Source organism: Paraliobacillus sp. PM-2, assembly GCF_001368815.1.
In the GTDB taxonomy this organism is placed as follows: Bacteria; Bacillota; Bacilli; order Bacillales; family Amphibacillaceae; genus Paraliobacillus.
Genome location: NZ_CTEI01000001.1, coordinates 108,510 through 126,728 on the forward strand (window position 1 = coordinate 108,510; position 18,219 = coordinate 126,728).

The following is an 18,219-nucleotide window of genomic DNA, read 5'->3' on the forward strand; positions in this document are numbered from 1 at the left end:
TTCTTGTGTTCGTTCATTTTCTTATTTTTTATATCAAATTTAAATAGCGGTTGCGCTAATTTCTACATCAATATTACCACGGGTTGCTCTGGAATATGGGCAAACCTGATGAGCAGCTTTCACTAACTCAACTGCTTCCTCTTGAGATACACCTTCAATCGTAGCATGAATTTTTGCAGCTAAGCCTAATCCATCATCATCTTTCCCAATACTTATTTCAGCAGTCACATGAGAAGTGATTTTTTTGTTTTGTTCGTCAGCAACCAAATGTAAGGCACCATCAAAACAAGCCGCATACCCAGCTGAGAATAATTGTTCCGGATTGGTCGTACCCGCAGCTTCTGTCCCCCCAAGCCCTTTTGGCATAGAAAGAGCTAAATCTAACTCCTGATCTGAAGATTTAACTGTACCTTGGCGACCACCTTCAGCCGTTGATTTTGCAGTATAAAGCGTATTAAACAAGTAAATAACCTCCTGTAACTATTTTAATTTTACACAATTAGATTGTACACAATTTAATTGCTAAAGTCAAACGATCTTTTTTTTGTTATAATAACGAAAGGAGTGATGAACGATGACAGACCAACTATTAAAATTAGAAGATCAATTATGCTTTTCGCTTTATGCGACAACACGTGAAATAACCAAACGCTACCGCCCGCTATTAGAAGAACTGCAAGTGACTTACCCGCAATATCTTGTGTTATTAGTGCTGTGGGAAAAAGACGGGATTACCGTAAAAGAGCTAGGCAAACGGCTATATTTAGATTCAGGCACACTAACACCTATGCTGAAGCGGATGGAGGAAAATCAGTTAATTGTTCGAAAACGATCCGCGGCTGATGAACGAAGCGTGGTTGTTACATTAACTATCAAAGGGAAAGAAGCAAAAGAACAAGCAGCCTGCATCCCTGCTCGTTTATTAGAAAATGTTGACGCCGAACCAGAAGAAATGGAACAAGTAAAACAAACCTTAATGAAAATGCTACATTCCTTACACGAATTAAACGAAAAAGGACAATAAGTACAGGGGGAAATGTGCAGGAATCACCGGAGGACAAGCCTATGAATATTACCATTATAAGTGTCGGAAAATTGAAAGAAAAGTATTTGAAACAAGGCATTGAGGAATATGTCAAACGACTACGGAGCTATGCAACGATTCAACTAGTTGAAGTACCTGATGAAAAAGCACCAGAAAATCTAAGCGAAGCACAAATGACAGAAGTAATGGATAAAGAAGGAGAACGCATCCTGGCCAAAATCAATGCCGATAGCCATGTAATAACATTAGAGATTCAAGGTAAACAACTCACATCAGAAGGACTGGCACAACAACTGGATCAATTAGCTACACACGGAAAAAGTAAGGTAACATTTGTAATTGGTGGATCACTTGGATTAAGTGAAGCCGTACGGAAACGAAGCGACTTTGCCTTGTCTTTTTCTAAGATGACCTTGCCGCATCAGTTAATGCGGTTGGTGTTGGTGGAGCAGGTGTATCGGAGTTTTCGGATAAATCGGGGAGAACCGTACCACAAGTGATGGTAAACAAGAAGGTTGAGGTAACTGTGCAAGATGTTCAATGGTCTAAGTATTTATCAAACAATGGACAATAAACATTTAATCAAAACTAGGGGGGATCTAATGGAGAAACTATACAAAACAGTTCTTTACTTGTTGAAATGTAATTATGAAAGAGGTAATTGGAGTAGTGGCTTAGAAGATAAAGAAACAAATAAAGTTATAACTTCGATAGCTAAACACCCGGAATTCTCAGAGATAATAAACATTGAAGACGCAGAGGAATGGTTAGTACAAATATTTAGTTGGTTAGAGTTTCATAAGAAAGAAGATTTTAGCATAGATGATTCAAAGCAAGTTCTTGATTTACTCAAAGATAATCTTCAATTGAATGTTAAGGAGTATTGGGTTGTCTTTCCATTAGTAAATGCAACTTTGAATGATACTATTCGCTTAAGTGAAGATATATACATCATAGGAGGGGAAGATAAGGTATATCAATTGCATGATATAACCAAATTGTCCTTTTATGAGCTTGAATCAAGGTTTGAACATACAATGAATTCTAGATCACCTATCTTTCTATCACATCCATTACTTGCTATAAAAATTACACATCAATATTCTAGTGTTAATCATATTGCTTCTGACCGTGCTTTTTATGCAATTAGCGTGTTAAATATACTCTATAGAGCTTATATTTACCCAGAATATGAAAACTCCAGAATGCATTTAGCAATAAAAAAATTTGGTGAAAATAAAAGCATGTCAAAAAACATAGACACATTAAACTACCATATAGCAGTCCATGGCGAGCAAAACTGGAGACATATACCTCTTAATTTTAGTTACCACTGTAGGTTTAGTTTAGAATGGCTAAAGAACCCAAAATATGTGGAACGGTTTGTGAAACTTTATCATTGGACAAGAGAAAGTGATAATTTAGATGAGTTAGACTTTCGCTTCTTAAGAGCGCTAAAATTTTTCATGAAGTCAATCAACAATGGGAAAAAAATAAATTCGTTAGACAGTGAGTCCGATGCAGTTTTATATCTCAATATTGCTGCTGAAGTATTATTCTTGAAGAAACACGAGTCGGATAAGAAAAAGAAGTTGAAATTTCACTTGAATCACTTGGTAAGTTTAACTGATAAAGACCAAACAAGTGCTATTGAAAAGATATGTAAATCTAGAAACGATTTTGTACATGAAGGGCTAGAATATAGAGAAGATTATTTTTCTAGAAATGAAGTAGATCCTTTTCTTACTGATGCTAAGGGTGATACCGACTTAGATGTATTTAATAAAATAATCTCTGTCATTATCAGTAAAGCTGACCTTTACGTTGAGTATGCGAATGATAATAAAAAGCATAGTAACTATACCACTAAGCAATCATGGTTTAACTTGTTAAAGGATAGCTATGAAGGTTCACAATATCTTATTAAAGGTATTTAAAAGAAATCATTTCTAGCTGTCAGCGCTAAGAAACAGTGGGAGTTGAGAGGGTTTCCAGGGCAGTTAAGGGAGATGAACGGTACCATAAGTCATGGCAAAACAAAAATGTTAAGTTGTTTTAAGCTGTTACGCTAAACCAATTCGTTAGTAGTAAAGGAGATAAAATGAGTAAAACAATCAATATATTACAACGAGACGAAAGTGTAGCTTATTTATGTGAAAGGGATCCAAATCTATGTAAATTAATAAAAGTAGTTGGTGATCTTTCAATAACTCTTAAACAAAATTATTTTGAAGCACTAGTAAAACAGGTTATAGGTCAACAATTATCTATAAAGGCAGCTAGAACTATATTTGGTAGGGTTAAGACTCTTTGTGAAACTATAGAACCAAAGACTTTAGAGTCTATTAACGATGAGCAGTTGAGGGCTTGTGGTGTATCCTATAAAAAAATAGCGTATATAAGAGATTTGAGTAGACAAATTTTGGAAGGGAAGATAGATTTATATAGTTTGGTTAATCAAACTAGTGAAACTATAATTAAAGAACTGACAAATATTAAGGGAATCGGTAGATGGACAGTTGAAATGTTTTTAATTTTTTCATTAGGTAAAGAAAATGTTTTTTCATATGGTGATATTGGATTAAAGAGGGCTATAAATTGGTTATATCAAGATAGTAAAAATATAGATAAGATGGTAGAGAAATGGGCACCTTACAAAACAGTCGCTTCATTGTACTTATGGGAAATTGTAAATAGAAATTATATTAATGAGTTTGAGGATATTGATTCATTATATAATTTCAATATTAATGAAAAAGAGTTATAATACGGCGGCTCCAGATATTAGGATATCTAGGTAGAAAAAATTCTTATGTATCTTAGAGTTGAAAGTAGGCATGAGTTGGATTAGGCCATTTACTTGTCCTATCTTTTATAAAAAAGCTAAACTCAAATATAGTAAGTAATGAAACTTCATTTAGATAAATCGTAGAATTAATCATACCACGGGTGATGAATAAAACGTAAAATTAGCATAAGCAGAGATTTAGAAAATTGATCTAAAACCAAATATTGGATTTCGCTATTAATAAATGGTATATTTAACCTGATAAGTATTTACTAGAATAATTATAGGTTAGAAGGTGACTGAATATTAGTACTTCCATACCAGTGTTAGAAAAAGCAATTTTAAAGGAACTAAAAAATAATAATTTAGCTGTTTTTGCAGGGGCAGGATTATCAAGAGGTTCCGGCTTTGTAGATTGGAAAGAATTATTGAGGGATATTGCAGATGAATTAGAACTTGATGTTGATAAAGAAATGGATTTAGTTTCTGTTGCTCAATACCACTATAATGCTAATGGTAGGCAGACAATTAACGAAGCAATTATTGAAGAGTTCCAAAGAACATCTGAAAAAAATAAAAATATGGATATATTGTCCAGGTTGCCTATTAATACTTATTGGACGACTAATTATGACTCAATTATTGAGGATACATTAAGTAGCGTTAAGAAAGTAACTGACGTGAAAATAAGCCAAAGTCAAATGAAAAATTATAAGCCTGATAGAGATGCTGTAGTTTACAAAATGCATGGAGATAAGGAATTTCCAGATGAGACTGTCATTACAAGAGATGATTATGAAAGATACGATAGTGACAGACGAATGTTTACCACACAACTAAAAGGTGAACTAATTTCAAAGACCTTTTTATTTATTGGTTTCAGTTTTGAAGATCCTAATTTAGAGCAAATATTAAGTCGGATTAGGGTTGAATTGCTTGGTAAAAGCCCAAAAAACCATTATTGTTTCTTTAGAAAAGTTAACCAATCAGATGAACGGTATAAGAATAGTGATGGATCTTTTAATGAAGAAGAATTTAAGTATGACAAGGTCAAACAGGATCTAAAGGTTAAAGACTTAAAAAGATACGGTATTAATTCAGTACTTATAGATGAATATGTAGAAATAACTAGAATACTTGAGAATATAGAAAAAAAGTTCAAGATAAATAAAGTTTTCATATCGGGAAGTGCAAAAGAATATGGGAAATATTCAAATGAAGAGGCAAAAAACCTATTGCACAACCTCTCCAAATCATTAATTTCTAGGAATCACCATGTTATATCTGGATTTGGTCTTGGAGTTGGGAGTTATGTAATAAATGGCTCTTTAGAAGAAATATTTAATAATAAAAATAAAAGAACAAATGATTATTTAACTCTTCGACCATTTCCACAAAATGAATCAGGCGGGAAAACACTTAAAGAATTATGGACCGAGTATAGAAAAGACATGATTAATGATGCGGGTGTTATGTTGTTCTTGTTTGGTAACAAGGAAAGTGATGGAAAAACTGTTGAAGCAAATGGTATGATTGAAGAATTTCAAATAGCAAAAGAGCTAAACAAATTTATCATACCTATAGGGTCTACAGGTTATGCTACTGAGAAAATTTTTAATGAAGTAAAGAAAGACTTAAAAAAGTATTGGTACTTGAAAGAATCTATTAATATATTAGAAGTTGAAAAAGATGAGAGTAGAATAATCGACGAAATTCACAAAATATTTGAAAAAATAAGGAGGAGTTTATAATGGCGAGAAAAGTATTCTTTAGCTTTCATTATGAAAAAGATGCTTGGAGAGCAGGTCAAGTGAGAAATTCAAACATAACTCAGGAAGTAAAAGGGTACCTTGATGCTGCTGAGTGGGAAGAAGTTAAGAAAAAAGGTAACAAATCAATAAAAGACTGGATAGACGGACAACTAAAGGGTACTTCTGTAACTGTGGTACTTATTGGTCAAGAGACTTCACAAAGAAAATGGGTTCAATATGAAATTGAGCAGAGCTTAGAAAAAGGTAATAAACTGTTGGGAATTTATATACACAGGCTCAAAAACCAAAAAGGTGAAAAAGCAACTCGGGGAGATAATCCACTTGATAATTATACTGTAGAAGTTGATGGAAAAATAAAGAAGGCTTCTAATGTATTTAAAACTTATTTCTGGGATCTAGATAACGGCTATGAGAATTTTTCAGATTGGATTGAAGAGGCTGCAAAGATTTCTTACAAGTAAATTATTATTCAAACACCATTATGTATAATGGTGTTTTTTTAGGTGTAACTTATTGGTACTTCCACATTACATAAAATGACTTTTAAGATTTCGCAAGCTGTATGCTATAATGTTTTAAGTTACATTTAGGAGGTGTCGTTTTGGCGACTGGAGTAACTAGTAAGAATAAACCTAATAATAATGACATAGATACTAGCTTTACCATTCAATATAATGGAAAGAAAGATATAAATGAGATTTTAGGAGATGCAAAGTCACCCGAATACAACAGTAGGCTGAAGATAGAAAGAAACAACCAAGAATCAGCTTGGACAAACCAACTATTCTTCGGAGATAACCTTGAAGTTCTTTATGATTTATTATATCAGAAGAATATGGCAGGGAAAGTGAAACTTATCTATATTGATCCCCCATATGGGACTAACTCTTCTTTTCAGTCTAGAAATTTAGATGACGCTTACGATGACATTTTAGTAGGTGCTCAATATTTAGAGTTTATGAGAGAAAGGTTAATACTTCTTAGAGAATTACTCTCACCGGATGGGTCTATTTATGTACACTTGGATGAGAATATGGCATTTCCAATAAAACTAATAATGGATGAAGTTTTCGGAGGTAAGAATTTCCGGAATTGGATCACACGTAAAAAGTGTAATAGAAAAAATTACACTAGAAAAAAATATGGAAATATCTCTGATTATATATTATTCTATTCAAAAAGTGATAAATACACTTGGAATAGGGCTTATGAGCCTTGGACAGAAGAAGCAATGAAAAGAGAATATCAATATATAGAAGAAGAGACGGGGAGAAGATATAAGAAAGTTCCGGTACATGCTCCCGGTGTAAGAAATGGTGCAACAGGGGGCAAATGGAAAGGTAAATACCCTCCGAAAGGTAAACATTGGCAGTACACTCCAGAAAAGCTTGACGAATTAGATGCCAAAGGAGAAATTTATTGGTCTCCAACAGGTAATCCAAGGAGAAAAGTTTACTTTGAAAATAGTAATGGACTGCCTGTTCAAGACATTTGGATGGACTTTAAAGATGCACATAACCAGAATATTAAAGTAACAGGATATCCAACAGAAAAAAACATTGATTTACTGGATAGGATTGTATTGGCATCCTCGAATCCAGGTGATATTGTACTTGATTGTTTTGCTGGCTCTGGTACTACTCTTGTATCTGCTGAAAATAACGCGAGAAAGTGGGTTGGTGTGGATTCAAGTTTCCACTCCATAGAAACAGTAGCTAAGAGGTTTGCAAAAGGTTCAAAACCCATGGGGAACTTTGCAGAAAAAGAAATTCAAGAAGAGCAACTCTCATTTATTGAAGATGATTCTGATAAATCGGTACTGAAGACATCATTAGAGTTCTTTTCTAAAGAGAATGAATTAAGCGATGAAAAAATCAGGGAGTTTAAAGACCTATTTTATGTTAAATAAATTATTAAGGCGATGGAGTTTATCCATCGCCTGTTTTTTACTCTTCTATCCAGTCCTTTGTAACCCTCTCTTCTAGCATTTTAAGAGTGACCACCCTAACGTTTTCTTCACCGTAGTCCTCGAGACTAGAATAATCATCCCACATCGAGCCAAGTGTAAGACCTGGTCCGTCATTTAGTAAAAGTACTTTCAATGTTTTATTGGTATCCCTAGAATATTTAATCATTTCAGTGACATTATCTCTATTACCTTTTATTCTATCGTCTTCTTGGGATCCCCCTCTATCTGAGTCGTATCTAGCAAAACCGACTACTTTAGGCTCTTTTGTATTTTTATTTCTTATGAGAAAATCGGCAGGTACTTTGTTACTAAAGCCTTCAAGATATTCACTAAGTATAATATCTCTACCAGCCTTTATCGGACCTAGAATTTCATACTCATCTCCAAATTTTTCTTCAAACCAGTTAAAGAAAGCTTCGGTAAGCAAGTATCCTTTTTCACCTCGATTAGCATATTCAAAAAACATTGCGGCAAGTGTTTCATCAGGAAAAGGTCGAGAATTATACCTTTCTCTTACAAGCTCTAGTTCTCTAAACCTATCTCCGAAATCTCTTATAATCTCTGGTATTTTGGTCTTCTTTTTTAGCATTTCGACTGAAGTATCTGGTGAAACAAATTTTCGAAATACTCTCATAAGCTGAGTTCTAATTGGATTTGACTCTTTTCCAATCAATTCTAATAAATTGCTTGAGTTTTCAGCTTCTTCTAGCAATTCTCCAAATTGCTCAAATACGGGTTTATATACCTGTAATGCTGCTTCAAGGTAGTCAGGATAGTATTCACTATCAAAAAAAGTTATGTACTGGGCATTATTTTCTTTGATTTTGTAATCCCTGAATTTTTTTGTCATTTTACCACTCCTATTGTCTAGTATGCGTAATCACCATTATAATTCTTTGTTACCATAAAGTGAACCATTTGGTGGAAGAATATCGGCCATAATAAACTATAGAAGTAGCGATTTAATAAAAATATATTAACAGACTCACAATAATGTGTTACTATATAACTGAAGTTGTAATTTTCAGAAAAATTACCGATCTTTCATCCACTTAATACTTTCAAACTTATAAGCCTTATCTCGCTTTATTGCATCGCGAGGTAGGGCTTTTTTTATTTTTTATATCATACTAGGAGGTTTAAAAGTGGCAAAAAAGAAAAAAAGTAAAATTCAAGTTGCACAGGAAGAAGTACAGAAAATTAAAGAGAGAATTGATGTTAATACAAAAGAGTATAAGCACCTATGGGATAGGCATGTAAAGGCGTTGGATAAAGGTGATGTTCTAGAAGCTAAACAGTTAGAACACCGTTATTATTACCTGCAGAGTACAGTAGCAGATCAGTTAGATCGAGAACGTGTTGAAGCACTTAATGTATTAGAAGGCTTGTTAGGCTATAAAGCACGGCTAGAACATAAACTACCACGTGAAAGGCGTAGCTTAGAACGTAAAAAAGGAGAGTTGGAGTCTGTTAAGGAAGAAGCAGACCGCATGATACAACACCAGAGACAACTAATTGTTAATGCAGAGCAGGTAGTAGAAGACACAGAACGCCAATTAGATGAATTAGGTGAAGGATAATGTCTATGAGTGTATATGGTAACTTAAAAGTGAGCCACATTATTAATTGAAAATAGAGCCACTCTGACGGAAAATAACCCTAATATACTATGAAAATATTAGGGGGAATTTTAGGAGTGATCACCTTGAACAAGAAACAGGAAATATTAAAAAGATATTTAGATGGTGAGAGCCAACGAAGTATTGCGAAAGAATTAAAAGCTTCTAGAAATACGGTGAGGAAATATATCGAAGTATTTGAGAAGAGTAAGCAACAAGACGTACGGAAATTACCTATACCTGAAAATATGATAAGTGCACCTCGCTATAAACCGAGGCTAAACCCAAAAAGAGTATTAACGAAAGAAATTCAGAAATTATTACAGCAATATATTGCGGAGAATCAATGGAAACAACAACATTACATGGCAAAGCAACAGATGAAAATCATAGATATGCATGAAGCTTTATTAGACAAAGGGTACACCATTAGTTATACGACAATAAGGAACTATGTAAATAAAGAAATAGTGAAGAAAAAAGAAGTATTTATTCGAAAGTATTGTGAGCCTGGTGCCGAGATCGAGTTTGATTGGGGAGAAGTGAAGTTAGAAGTGCAGAGGAAAATAAAAAGTTTTTCATTAGCTGTTTTCACATTACCTTATAGCAATTATCGGTTCGCAAGGTTGTATGAGTCCGAAACACAAATATGTGTTTTAGATGTTCATACCAAATTAGTAGACCACTTGGATTTTATTCCAGAGGTGTTCACATATGATAATATGCGAACAGTTGTCAAATCATTTGTTGGTAAGGAAAAGACTATCACCGAGCCAATGAAACAACTAGCTGACTATTATCAATTTCGTATCCGGTTATGTGAGATAAGAAAAGGAAATGAAAAGGGACATGTGGAAAGGAGTGTAGAATTCGTTCGGCGAAAAGCTTTTTCCACCGCATATAAGTTTCCAAACATACAAGAAGCCAATCAGCACCTAATAACAGTTTTAGAGACTCTTAACCAGCGTTTTCACCATGAACACAAAATAAAACATGTGGACTTAATGAAAAAGGAAAAGGAAGCAGCAGGACCAACATCCTTTCAACCATTTGATGTGGCAGAACTAATCGAGTGTCGTGTGGATAAATACAGTACGGTTGTCCTTAAACAGAATCATTATTCTGTCCCAGAGGGACACGTGGGGAAATATATACGTGCTAAAGTAGGAGCAGAGCACATTCGGTTATTTATTGACGGAGAATACGTAGCAACACATTCCCGAAATTGGGGACTTCACCAATGGGAAATGAATATCTACCACTATTTACAAACATTTGAAAAGAAAAAGGGTGCCATGATCCAAAGTCAATGTTTGAAACAGGCACCAACACATATAAAAAATATCTATCATCAATATTATATCGGAAAAGAGAAAGAATTCATAGCATTACTCCATTATATAAAGGAAAATAATAACCTTCAGGATGTATTAAAGGCGATCCATCAATTAAAAAAAGTGCGTTCCAATTATGTTTCGCTCGATCGAATCCAGTTTATCTGTGATCAACAGGAAGAGGAACCTATGGTGGATGAGCGAGATGATATAACGAAGCAAGCTGAATCGAATTTACAAGCCTATCAAAAACTATTTTATCTGACAGAAGAAGGAGTAATGTAATATGGATCAACAAACGCAACTTATTCAATTATGTAAAGAATTAAGATTGCCAACTATTCGCAAAATGGTTCAGGACCAAGATGCATTCAAACAACCGAAACAAGCTTATGATGTATTACTACAAGTTTTAACACAGGAAAAAGAAGATCGTATGGTTCGTGCAAAACAGACTCGCATCCGGGCTGCAAATTTCCCCCAGAAAAAGCTGTTGGAAGAATTAATAGAAGAAGCATTACCAGAACAAGCAAGACAAAAGTTACCTCAATTAAAGACATTATCTTTTATTCAGGAGGGTCAAAATGTTATTTTGACAGGCCCTCCCGGCACGGGAAAATCCCATCTGGCTATCGGATTAGGGATGGAAGCATGCTTAGCTGGTTATCGTGTGTTTTTCGCAACGGTTCCCTCTTTTATTAATCAATTAAAAGAGCATCGCTCGGAGCGTACGTTACGGTCATTCGAATTAAAGTTTGAAAAGTATGACCTTGTCATTTTAGATGAATTGGGCTATATATCTTTTGATAAAGAAGGAGCTGAATTATTATTTTCGCATTTATCGCTACGAGCAGATAGAAAATCTACGATTATTACTAGTAATTTATCTTTTTTAAAGTGGCAAGATATTTTTCATGATGCCGTACTAACCGCAGCTTTAACAGATCGCTTAACACATAAATCTCATGTTTTAAACATGAGTGGAGCATCTTATCGAATGAAAGAAACAGAAGAATGGATGAGAAATAGTAATGATCAAGTGGCTCTAAATTAAATTGCGATATGGCTCACTTTTCACTTGCGAAATACATATGAGTGAAAAGGCTAAAGAAGCAAGGCGTAAATATATGCGTGAGTATTTAAGACAGTGGCGGCAGAAACCAGAAAACAAAGCTAAAATACGTAAGTACCAAAAACGCTACCAAAAAAGTGCAAATGGCTTAGAGAAACAAAAGCAAGCAGAAGAAAGATTCTATCAACGAAAAGCTGAGGAGGAAGAATAATGTCAAAAACAGTTGAACAACTAGAAAGAGAATTAGCACAATCTAATGAGGATTTTGAACAAGTAGCTGGTATAGCAGAAAGGCGTTTTTTGTCGTCTTTAGCATTTAGAGCATTTCTAGGGAAAAAAGGATTAACTGAAGAATTTGAAAAATATGAGAAACAATTTAGCGAAAACATCCAAGATTATTTGAATGGGGATATAGAAATCTAATGTTTTAACAAAGGGGGAAGATTAGTTCCCCCTTCATTTGAAAACGATACTCTATGCACACGAGGTAGGAGGGGGAATTGATGGAGCAAAAAGGAATCTGTGGGGCTAGAAAGAAAAAAAGTAAGGAGCCTTGCAGAAATAGACCTCTTGAGAATGGGCGTTGCAGATTTCACGGTGGCTTAAGTCGTGGCCCAATAGATAAAGAAAAACATCGAAAGAGCTTGGAAGGTAATAAAAACGCTATAAAGACTGGAGAATATGAAACAATCAGCTATGATACATTGACTGAGGATGAGAAGGTATTGTTTGAAATGGTTCCTGAAGATGTGGAAAAGCAAGTTAAGGGACGGTATAAATTACTTGAAATACGGACTAGGCGATTAATGAAACGTTATAACGAAGAATTTTTAAAAGCAAAGCCTAATTACAAATTTATTGACCGCTTAGAAGAAGCCTTAACTCGTATAGACTCCAGAGCATATGAATTAATAAGGGAGAATAGGGAGTTTTCAGCTAATGAATCAGAAGGTGATACAAGCTCCTTGGATAACCTAGTTTATATTATCTCTAAAGCAAGGGAACAACGACAAAAGTCATAAACAGGTGATTTTGGCTTTTTTAGTCTATGAGGTGTCAAACTACTCACATTTAAAGATAAACGCGCACACGAAGGGACAACCACTAAAAATGGTTGTTCTTTTTTATATTTTTACTTAAAAAACAGTGGATTTAATTTATATATCAAACGTAACCGTTAATCACGGAAGATAAACGAGGTGATATTTAGAAAGGGTTCGTTAGTATTACGGTACAAAACTATGTTAAAAGAACAGATTTTTTTTAATTCTACTTAAAAAGGGTGCAATTTTATATATACGTATATGAGAGCACTTTTAAGTAGCTTGAAATGATCATTCTAGCAATTTAAAGACTACTTAAAATTTACAAGAGTTTCTATATAAGTCGTATGTAGATACTTTGCTTTCAATTAGTACAAGGGGGTGCTCAAATATGTGATAGCACATAAAGGTTACTGCGAAACCAATTTATAAATACAAGGAGGACTTATTATGGCAATCGACACTGTTACACTACGTTCACCATTTATAGATGAAGATATGGCAAAACGTATAGAAGAACAGAGCATTAAAAGGCAAGGATTGGATATGAAATCAGGAGAGCTTTTATACTCTCTAACAACTGCAAGGTTACAAGGTTCATACGATTCTCGTATTTCGGTAAAGATAGAACGAACACAAAGAGGCTTTGAGAATGGTATGCCTTACGAGAAGTCATGTAACCCTTATATAACATTGGAATGTAGTGTTCACAAAGCATTGGTGGGTCATAATGTCTTTGGAGGACCAGAAGACTTTATATCTTCTATTAAATGGCTTATTGATTTTACTGGCGGGTTATTAGGAGTAGAGCTACCTTATGCAGAGTTATGGCAAGTGAGAAGAGTTGATATTGCTGAAGTATTTGAGTTTCAAGATAAGAGCGAGATATTTAATTGGTTTAGTGGTTTGCAAATTAACGGTCTCAGCTATAAACACAATGTAAATAGATTTGGCTCGCACGGTATTCAGCTCAAAAAAGCTGCCACACGAATCAAATTTTATCATAAAGGGACAGAGTTCAAGAAACATGACATGAAAAGGCTGGGTAAGTTCATGGATCGATTTGATTTAATGGAGCTAGAATTTAAAGCTGATTATTTATTGCGTGGCGAGGTTGAGTTAAAAGCAAGAAAACTAAAAGAAGACTTCGGTCAAATACCTAAAGTGTCTGAAATATCAAATGAATATTTAGAGCGTTCTTATGATATACAAGTCGAAAAGTTTTTAATGGAGTCTGGTGATAACTATAAAATTGTCAGAAACATTAATACAGTTCAAGAAAGGTTGTGCATTGTGTACGGTGCGAGAAGGTCTATAGGTTTATTTAGCACCTGGAACTTACTTGCGACAATTGGGGAGGACTTTGTTAAGAAAGTGCTTCAAATATCAACTTTTTATGAGCACAAAAGGTTATTAAGAAGAGCTGGTTGTTCTTGGCATAATACAAATATAAATGGCGAATCTGCATTTCCAGAAAGTTTTACACCAGTTAGAAGTGACAAAAACAGACTTAATGAAAAATTGCATTCTGTTTCAAATAAATTGAAATATTATAGATCTGACTCAAAAATCCTGAATGAAGAAGAAAGCTTACTTTAAACAATATTGCCTGCGTTACAAAAATATATAGTGTAGCAGTTGTAAGCCCTATAGGGAAGGTCGTATAGTGTTAATCACTTTAATAACGTTACACAAATTAAAGTTTTTGTAACGCAGGAGGTATCTTCAATGGAAAAAGTGGTCGGTTATGTCCGTGTATCTACCAAAGGACAGGTGAAAGATGGCTATAGCTTGGATTATCAGGTAGAAGAAATCAAGAAATTCTGTAAAACACAGAAGTTAGAGCTAGTTCACATCTATCAGGACAAGGGCATAAGTGGAGCAAAAGTTGATGAAGAAGCAATGACTATTGAAAGAGACGGGTTACAACATATGCTTTCAGATTTAGAACACCTTGACACAACAAAGGTAATTGTATTAAACACTTCTAGACTTTGGCGATCGGATATTGTAAAGGTGCTGATTCAAAGGGAGTTAAAGAAAAACAGGATTGACATTAAATCTATAGAACAGCCGAATTATAGTATTTTCAACCACGACCCAAGTGATTTTTTCATTAACGGAATGATGGAACTGTTAGACCAATACCAACGGTTGGAAATTACTCTTAAATTAAGCAGAGGTAGAAGACGGAAAGCGCAAAACGGTGGTTATGCTGGCGGTAGAGCTACTTTTGGTTATGACTCTAAAAAAGGTAGTAAGCAATTACGATTAAATGATAAACAGGCTAAATCTGTACGTGAATTGTTTAAATTAAGGAATGAGTATCCAACGTGGTCGCTATCTGATCTAGCCGATGCTTTAAACGATAAGGGCTACTTAACCAGACAAAATAAAAAGTTTACGAAAGTACAGGTTAAAAGAATTTTAGATAAAGAGAATTTTTATTGGTATGTCAACACTAAATTGGACACATTTTTAAAGGTTAACCGACTTGTATTCAGTAGGTGTTAAGTAATCTAGGGATCCATGAATTCGAATATGATTAAACCAATGAACATAATCAAACAGTTCAAGGTCAAGTTCGTGTTGGTCAGTAAAATAAGCCCCTTTGACAAACTCTGTTTTGATAGTCTTGAATGTAGCTTCTGCAACGGCATTGTCATACGGCGTTCCTTTCTCGCTCAAAGAACGCTCAATACCAAACGTTTCTAACGCTTGGTCAATCAGCTGGTTTTTAAATTCGCTACCTCTATCCGTGTGGAACAATTCAAGGTGATGAAGATTGTACGGAACGGATGCAAAGGCGCGTTGAACTAAAGCAGCACTTTTATGAGGTCCTGCACTGTGACCAATAATTTCACGATTATATAAATCTACTAAAACGCAAATATAATGCCATTTCTGCCCAACCTTCACGTAGGTTAAATCGCTTACAATTACTTTTAATTCTTCATCTTGGTCAAATGCTCGATTGAGCGTGTTTCCAACTACTGATTCATTGCACGATGATTTGGACGGTTTAAATTGAGCGACTGTATATTTTGAGACAAGTCCTTGTTCTTTCATGATTCGTCCAATTCGACGTCGTGACACAACCCAGCCAAGTTTTTTTAACTCAACCTTAATCTTTCGTTGACCATAGTTATGACGACTTTTCTTAAAAATAGCAACAATCAGATCTGTTAATTCTTGATTCTGATCATCACGAATTTTTGCTTCGTAATAATACGTACTTCGGGCAATTTGCAGGACGTCGCACATTGCTGATACCGAGTATTTGTGACGGTTATTTCGGATCACATCTACTTTCGTCCCATGATCAGCGCGGCCTGCTTTAAAATATCATTTTCCATGGCCAACTTTTGATTTTCTTTACGAAGTTTGATTAATTCTTCTTGTTCCGGTGTGCGATTATCTTTTTCCTGAAACGATCCACTATCATGATACTGACGAACCCACTTATCAAAGGATGAAGGGGTTAATTCATAGTCTTTAATTATTTCGGCACGGGGTTTACCAGATGCATGCAATTGTACCATCTGTTCTTTGAATTCTTTAGAAAAGCTTCGTCTCATTCTTCTGGTCATTTATAAAACTCCTTGGCTTTTTATTTGAACCAAGTCTAACTGACCTTAACTAACTTGTCCAACCAAGTGTAACCGATTCATATAGAGGATTCTACGAATATGGAAAAGTAGCATCAAAAGGTCAACACGAAAAAATACTTGATACAAAATGAGGTGAAGGTAGTGGAAGAAAAAGAAAGTAGTGTGCTAATACCTAGTGAAACAGAAGCTAAGAAAAGCGAAGCTATTATGCTTATAGCAGAAATGATAAAAAAACACAGTCAATATGTAGACTTTGGAAAATAAAAGCTAGGATGAGGGGGGCCCTCTCCTAGTCATCAAAAAGGAGAAATGAAAATGGGTAAAACTGCTGGGATTTATATAAGAGTATCTACAGAAGAACAGAAGAATGGTTACTCTTTAGATGCACAAGAAAAGACTCTAAGAGAATATGCAAAGAATAAGGGATATGATGTTTTTGATGTGTACAAGGATGGTGGATATTCTGGTAAGGACTTTAATCGTCCTGAAGTGCAACGGTTGTTTAAGGATTTAAGCGCTGACAAAGTAGATGTAATTCTAGTATGGAAAGTAGATAGGTTATCACGTAATAATGGCGATGTAATGTCACTAATCGATAACGAATTAAAACCTAATGATAAAAATTTAATTATAACTTCAATCGATATGGAATCATCTACAACGATTGGACACATGTTCATTTCCCTTTTAGGAACCTTTGCTAGTTATGAAAGAGCAACAATAATAGATAGGGTTAATTCAGGCATGAGACAACGAGCCGAACAGGGTTATTGGAATGGCGGAATTATTTTAGGTTATGATTCTGTAGATAAAAATCTAGTGATTAATCAAGAGGAGGGTGAATTAGTAAAAGAAATATTTGAGTTAAGGTCAATTGGTAAAGGTTACAAGGTAATTGCCAACATACTTAATGGAAAGGGACACAAGACAAAGAAGGGAAAGGATTTTAGTATAGCCGGAATAAAAGCAATATTACACAATCATGTGTATAGGGGTAAACTTGTATGGAGGAAACACGCTGAGTGGAGTACCAAAAGAAGAAAAGGAAAAACTGAACCGATAATCGTGCAAGGTCATCATGAACCTATTATAACTGAAGAGTTGTGGAACAAGGTGCAGTCAGTAAATGAAGCACAAAAGAAGTCGTTTACCACTAATCGTAATTTTAATGGCAATTTATTTTTAACAGGAATATTAAAGTGTCCTAAGTGTGGAGCAGGAACTGTTTTAAGCAAATCAAAAGGAAGCAAGGGTTATTTGTATTACTACATGTGCCAAGCCTTTCACACAAAAGGGAAGTCTGCTTGCCGATCTAATCTAATCAAAAAGGAAGTGATAGAACCAAAAGTATTGGGGACTATTAAGCAAATGATTAACAATAAGCTTTTTGTAGAGAGTGTGGTTAAGGAAATAAAGGACAAAAATAATGATGAGAACAGCTTGTACTCCAAAGAAATAAAAATTTTTAAACGACAATTACAGAAGCTATTTGACAAGAGGTCTAAGCTAGATGAAGATTATTTTAATGATAATATAGAGGCTAGTACTTATAATAGGCTAATAGAAGGGTTGCAAAGTAAAATTCATGAATTAGAACAAAGCATTAGGACATTAGAAAGTAAACTAGAGAGCCAGGGTGTAGAATTAGATGAAGACATGATAATTTATGTCTTAAGAAACTTTGAACAGCTATTTGAAAAAGCTGATGATAAAGATAAAAAGCTATTAATAAGGTCGTTGATTAAGGAAATACACGTTAAAGAAAACCGGAAGGAAATCGAGAAGATAACCTTCTGGTTTTCTTCTGTAGATGTTTTACCACCTAATAAAGTGCGAAGAACCGTACCATAAGTAAAAGAGGTTTTTAAAAAATAGCACCAACTCAAAAATAATCCCAAAAATTTTAACGATTATTAGTCATATAGTTTGCATTAGTCGAATAGAATCTAAAGGATGACTATACTAG

Annotated in this window: 20 protein-coding genes; 17 read left to right on the forward strand and 3 right to left on the reverse strand. The window is 34.5% G+C overall.

Translation table 11 applies throughout. The features are described 5' to 3' along the window. Positions 1–39 precede the first annotated feature (39 nt). Complete coding sequence (locus tag BN1058_RS00490; protein ID WP_090851288.1) at positions 40–462, reverse strand: organic hydroperoxide resistance protein; 423 nt, start codon at positions 460–462, stop codon at positions 40–42. A 112-nt stretch (positions 463–574) separates the two neighbouring features. On the opposite strand from BN1058_RS00490, the gene BN1058_RS00495 reads away from it, so the two are divergent. The 7 genes from BN1058_RS00495 (at position 575) to BN1058_RS00525 (ending at position 7,514) form a co-directional block, all read left to right on the forward strand. Next, positions 575–1,024: a MarR family winged helix-turn-helix transcriptional regulator gene (locus tag BN1058_RS00495; RefSeq protein WP_090851291.1), complete on the forward strand. Its 450-nt coding sequence runs from the start codon at positions 575–577 to the stop codon at positions 1,022–1,024. A 41-nt stretch (positions 1,025–1,065) separates the two neighbouring features. Beyond that, complete coding sequence (rlmH, locus tag BN1058_RS00500) at positions 1,066–1,545, forward strand: 23S rRNA (pseudouridine(1915)-N(3))-methyltransferase RlmH (RefSeq protein WP_090855823.1); 480 nt, start codon at positions 1,066–1,068, stop codon at positions 1,543–1,545. A gap of 102 nt (positions 1,546–1,647) precedes the next feature. Further along, the gene (locus BN1058_RS00505) at positions 1,648–2,982 is read left to right on the forward strand and encodes a HEPN domain-containing protein (RefSeq protein ID WP_090851295.1); all 1,335 of its coding nucleotides are present in this window, start codon (positions 1,648–1,650) and stop codon (positions 2,980–2,982) included. 164 nt (positions 2,983–3,146) lie between these two features. Beyond that, a complete protein-coding gene (locus tag BN1058_RS00510; RefSeq protein ID WP_090851298.1) occupies positions 3,147–3,812 on the forward strand; it encodes a DNA-3-methyladenine glycosylase family protein in 666 nt (221 codons plus the stop codon). 344 nt (positions 3,813–4,156) lie between these two features. Next, a complete protein-coding gene (locus BN1058_RS00515) occupies positions 4,157–5,584 on the forward strand; it encodes an SIR2 family protein (RefSeq protein WP_218054206.1) in 1,428 nt (475 codons plus the stop codon). Next, on the forward strand, positions 5,584–6,066 hold the full coding sequence (locus tag BN1058_RS00520; RefSeq protein ID WP_090851304.1) for a TIR domain-containing protein: 483 nt from the start codon (positions 5,584–5,586) through the stop codon (positions 6,064–6,066). The genes BN1058_RS00515 and BN1058_RS00520 overlap by 1 nt, the downstream gene beginning before the upstream one ends. 140 nt (positions 6,067–6,206) lie before the next feature. Further along, positions 6,207–7,514, forward strand: a complete 1,308-nt coding sequence (locus BN1058_RS00525; protein WP_090851307.1) for a site-specific DNA-methyltransferase — start codon at positions 6,207–6,209, stop codon at positions 7,512–7,514. A 37-nt stretch (positions 7,515–7,551) separates the two neighbouring features. Here the strand turns inward: BN1058_RS00525 and BN1058_RS00530 are convergent, their stop codons facing one another. Beyond that, positions 7,552–8,424 (reverse strand): hypothetical protein, encoded by an 873-nt coding sequence (locus tag BN1058_RS00530; protein WP_090851310.1) that lies wholly within the window; start codon positions 8,422–8,424, stop codon positions 7,552–7,554. Positions 8,425–8,719: 295 nt separating this feature from the next. Here BN1058_RS00530 and BN1058_RS00535 point away from each other — a divergent pair, with 295 nt between their 5' ends. From BN1058_RS00535 to BN1058_RS00570, 8 genes are all read left to right on the forward strand, one after another. Then, positions 8,720–9,154, forward strand: a complete 435-nt coding sequence (locus BN1058_RS00535; RefSeq protein WP_090851313.1) for a hypothetical protein — start codon at positions 8,720–8,722, stop codon at positions 9,152–9,154. Between the two features lie 125 nt (positions 9,155–9,279). Then, positions 9,280–10,812, forward strand: coding sequence for an IS21 family transposase (istA, locus tag BN1058_RS00540; RefSeq protein ID WP_141652093.1), 1,533 nt, complete (start codon positions 9,280–9,282; stop codon positions 10,810–10,812). 1 nt (position 10,813) lies between these two features. Continuing rightward, positions 10,814–11,581 carry an IS21-like element helper ATPase IstB gene (istB, locus tag BN1058_RS00545; RefSeq protein WP_090851316.1) on the forward strand — a complete coding sequence of 256 codons (768 nt, stop codon included), beginning with the start codon at positions 10,814–10,816 and terminating at the stop codon, positions 11,579–11,581. A 37-nt stretch (positions 11,582–11,618) separates the two neighbouring features. Beyond that, complete coding sequence (locus BN1058_RS00550; RefSeq protein WP_141652094.1) at positions 11,619–11,810, forward strand: hypothetical protein; 192 nt, start codon at positions 11,619–11,621, stop codon at positions 11,808–11,810. Continuing rightward, positions 11,810–12,022 (forward strand): hypothetical protein, encoded by a 213-nt coding sequence (locus BN1058_RS00555; RefSeq protein WP_090851322.1) that lies wholly within the window; start codon positions 11,810–11,812, stop codon positions 12,020–12,022. Before BN1058_RS00550 ends, BN1058_RS00555 begins: the two co-directional genes overlap by 1 nt. A gap of 80 nt (positions 12,023–12,102) precedes the next feature. Next, positions 12,103–12,621 (forward strand): HGGxSTG domain-containing protein, encoded by a 519-nt coding sequence (locus BN1058_RS00560; protein WP_090851325.1) that lies wholly within the window; start codon positions 12,103–12,105, stop codon positions 12,619–12,621. 471 nt (positions 12,622–13,092) lie between these two features. Next, a complete protein-coding gene (locus BN1058_RS00565) occupies positions 13,093–14,241 on the forward strand; it encodes a phage/plasmid replication protein, II/X family (RefSeq protein WP_090851328.1) in 1,149 nt (382 codons plus the stop codon). Between the two features lie 129 nt (positions 14,242–14,370). Next, positions 14,371–15,156 (forward strand): recombinase family protein, encoded by a 786-nt coding sequence (locus BN1058_RS00570; protein ID WP_090851331.1) that lies wholly within the window; start codon positions 14,371–14,373, stop codon positions 15,154–15,156. Here BN1058_RS00570 and BN1058_RS00575 read toward each other — a convergent pair. Beyond that, a protein-coding gene (locus tag BN1058_RS00575) for an IS3 family transposase (RefSeq protein ID WP_255306921.1) occupies positions 15,121–16,232 on the reverse strand; the annotation gives its coding sequence in 2 pieces (ribosomal slippage) (positions 15,121–15,950 and positions 15,950–16,232; 1,113 coding nt in all). The two genes, BN1058_RS00570 and BN1058_RS00575, sit on opposite strands and share 36 nt — an antisense overlap. A gap of 162 nt (positions 16,233–16,394) precedes the next feature. On the opposite strand from BN1058_RS00575, the gene BN1058_RS14410 reads away from it, so the two are divergent. Beyond that, positions 16,395–16,517 carry a hypothetical protein gene (locus BN1058_RS14410; protein ID WP_255306922.1) on the forward strand — a complete coding sequence of 41 codons (123 nt, stop codon included), beginning with the start codon at positions 16,395–16,397 and terminating at the stop codon, positions 16,515–16,517. A gap of 51 nt (positions 16,518–16,568) precedes the next feature. Then, a complete protein-coding gene (locus BN1058_RS00580) occupies positions 16,569–18,104 on the forward strand; it encodes a recombinase family protein (protein WP_090851336.1) in 1,536 nt (511 codons plus the stop codon). The last annotated feature ends 115 nt before the right edge of the window (positions 18,105–18,219 follow it).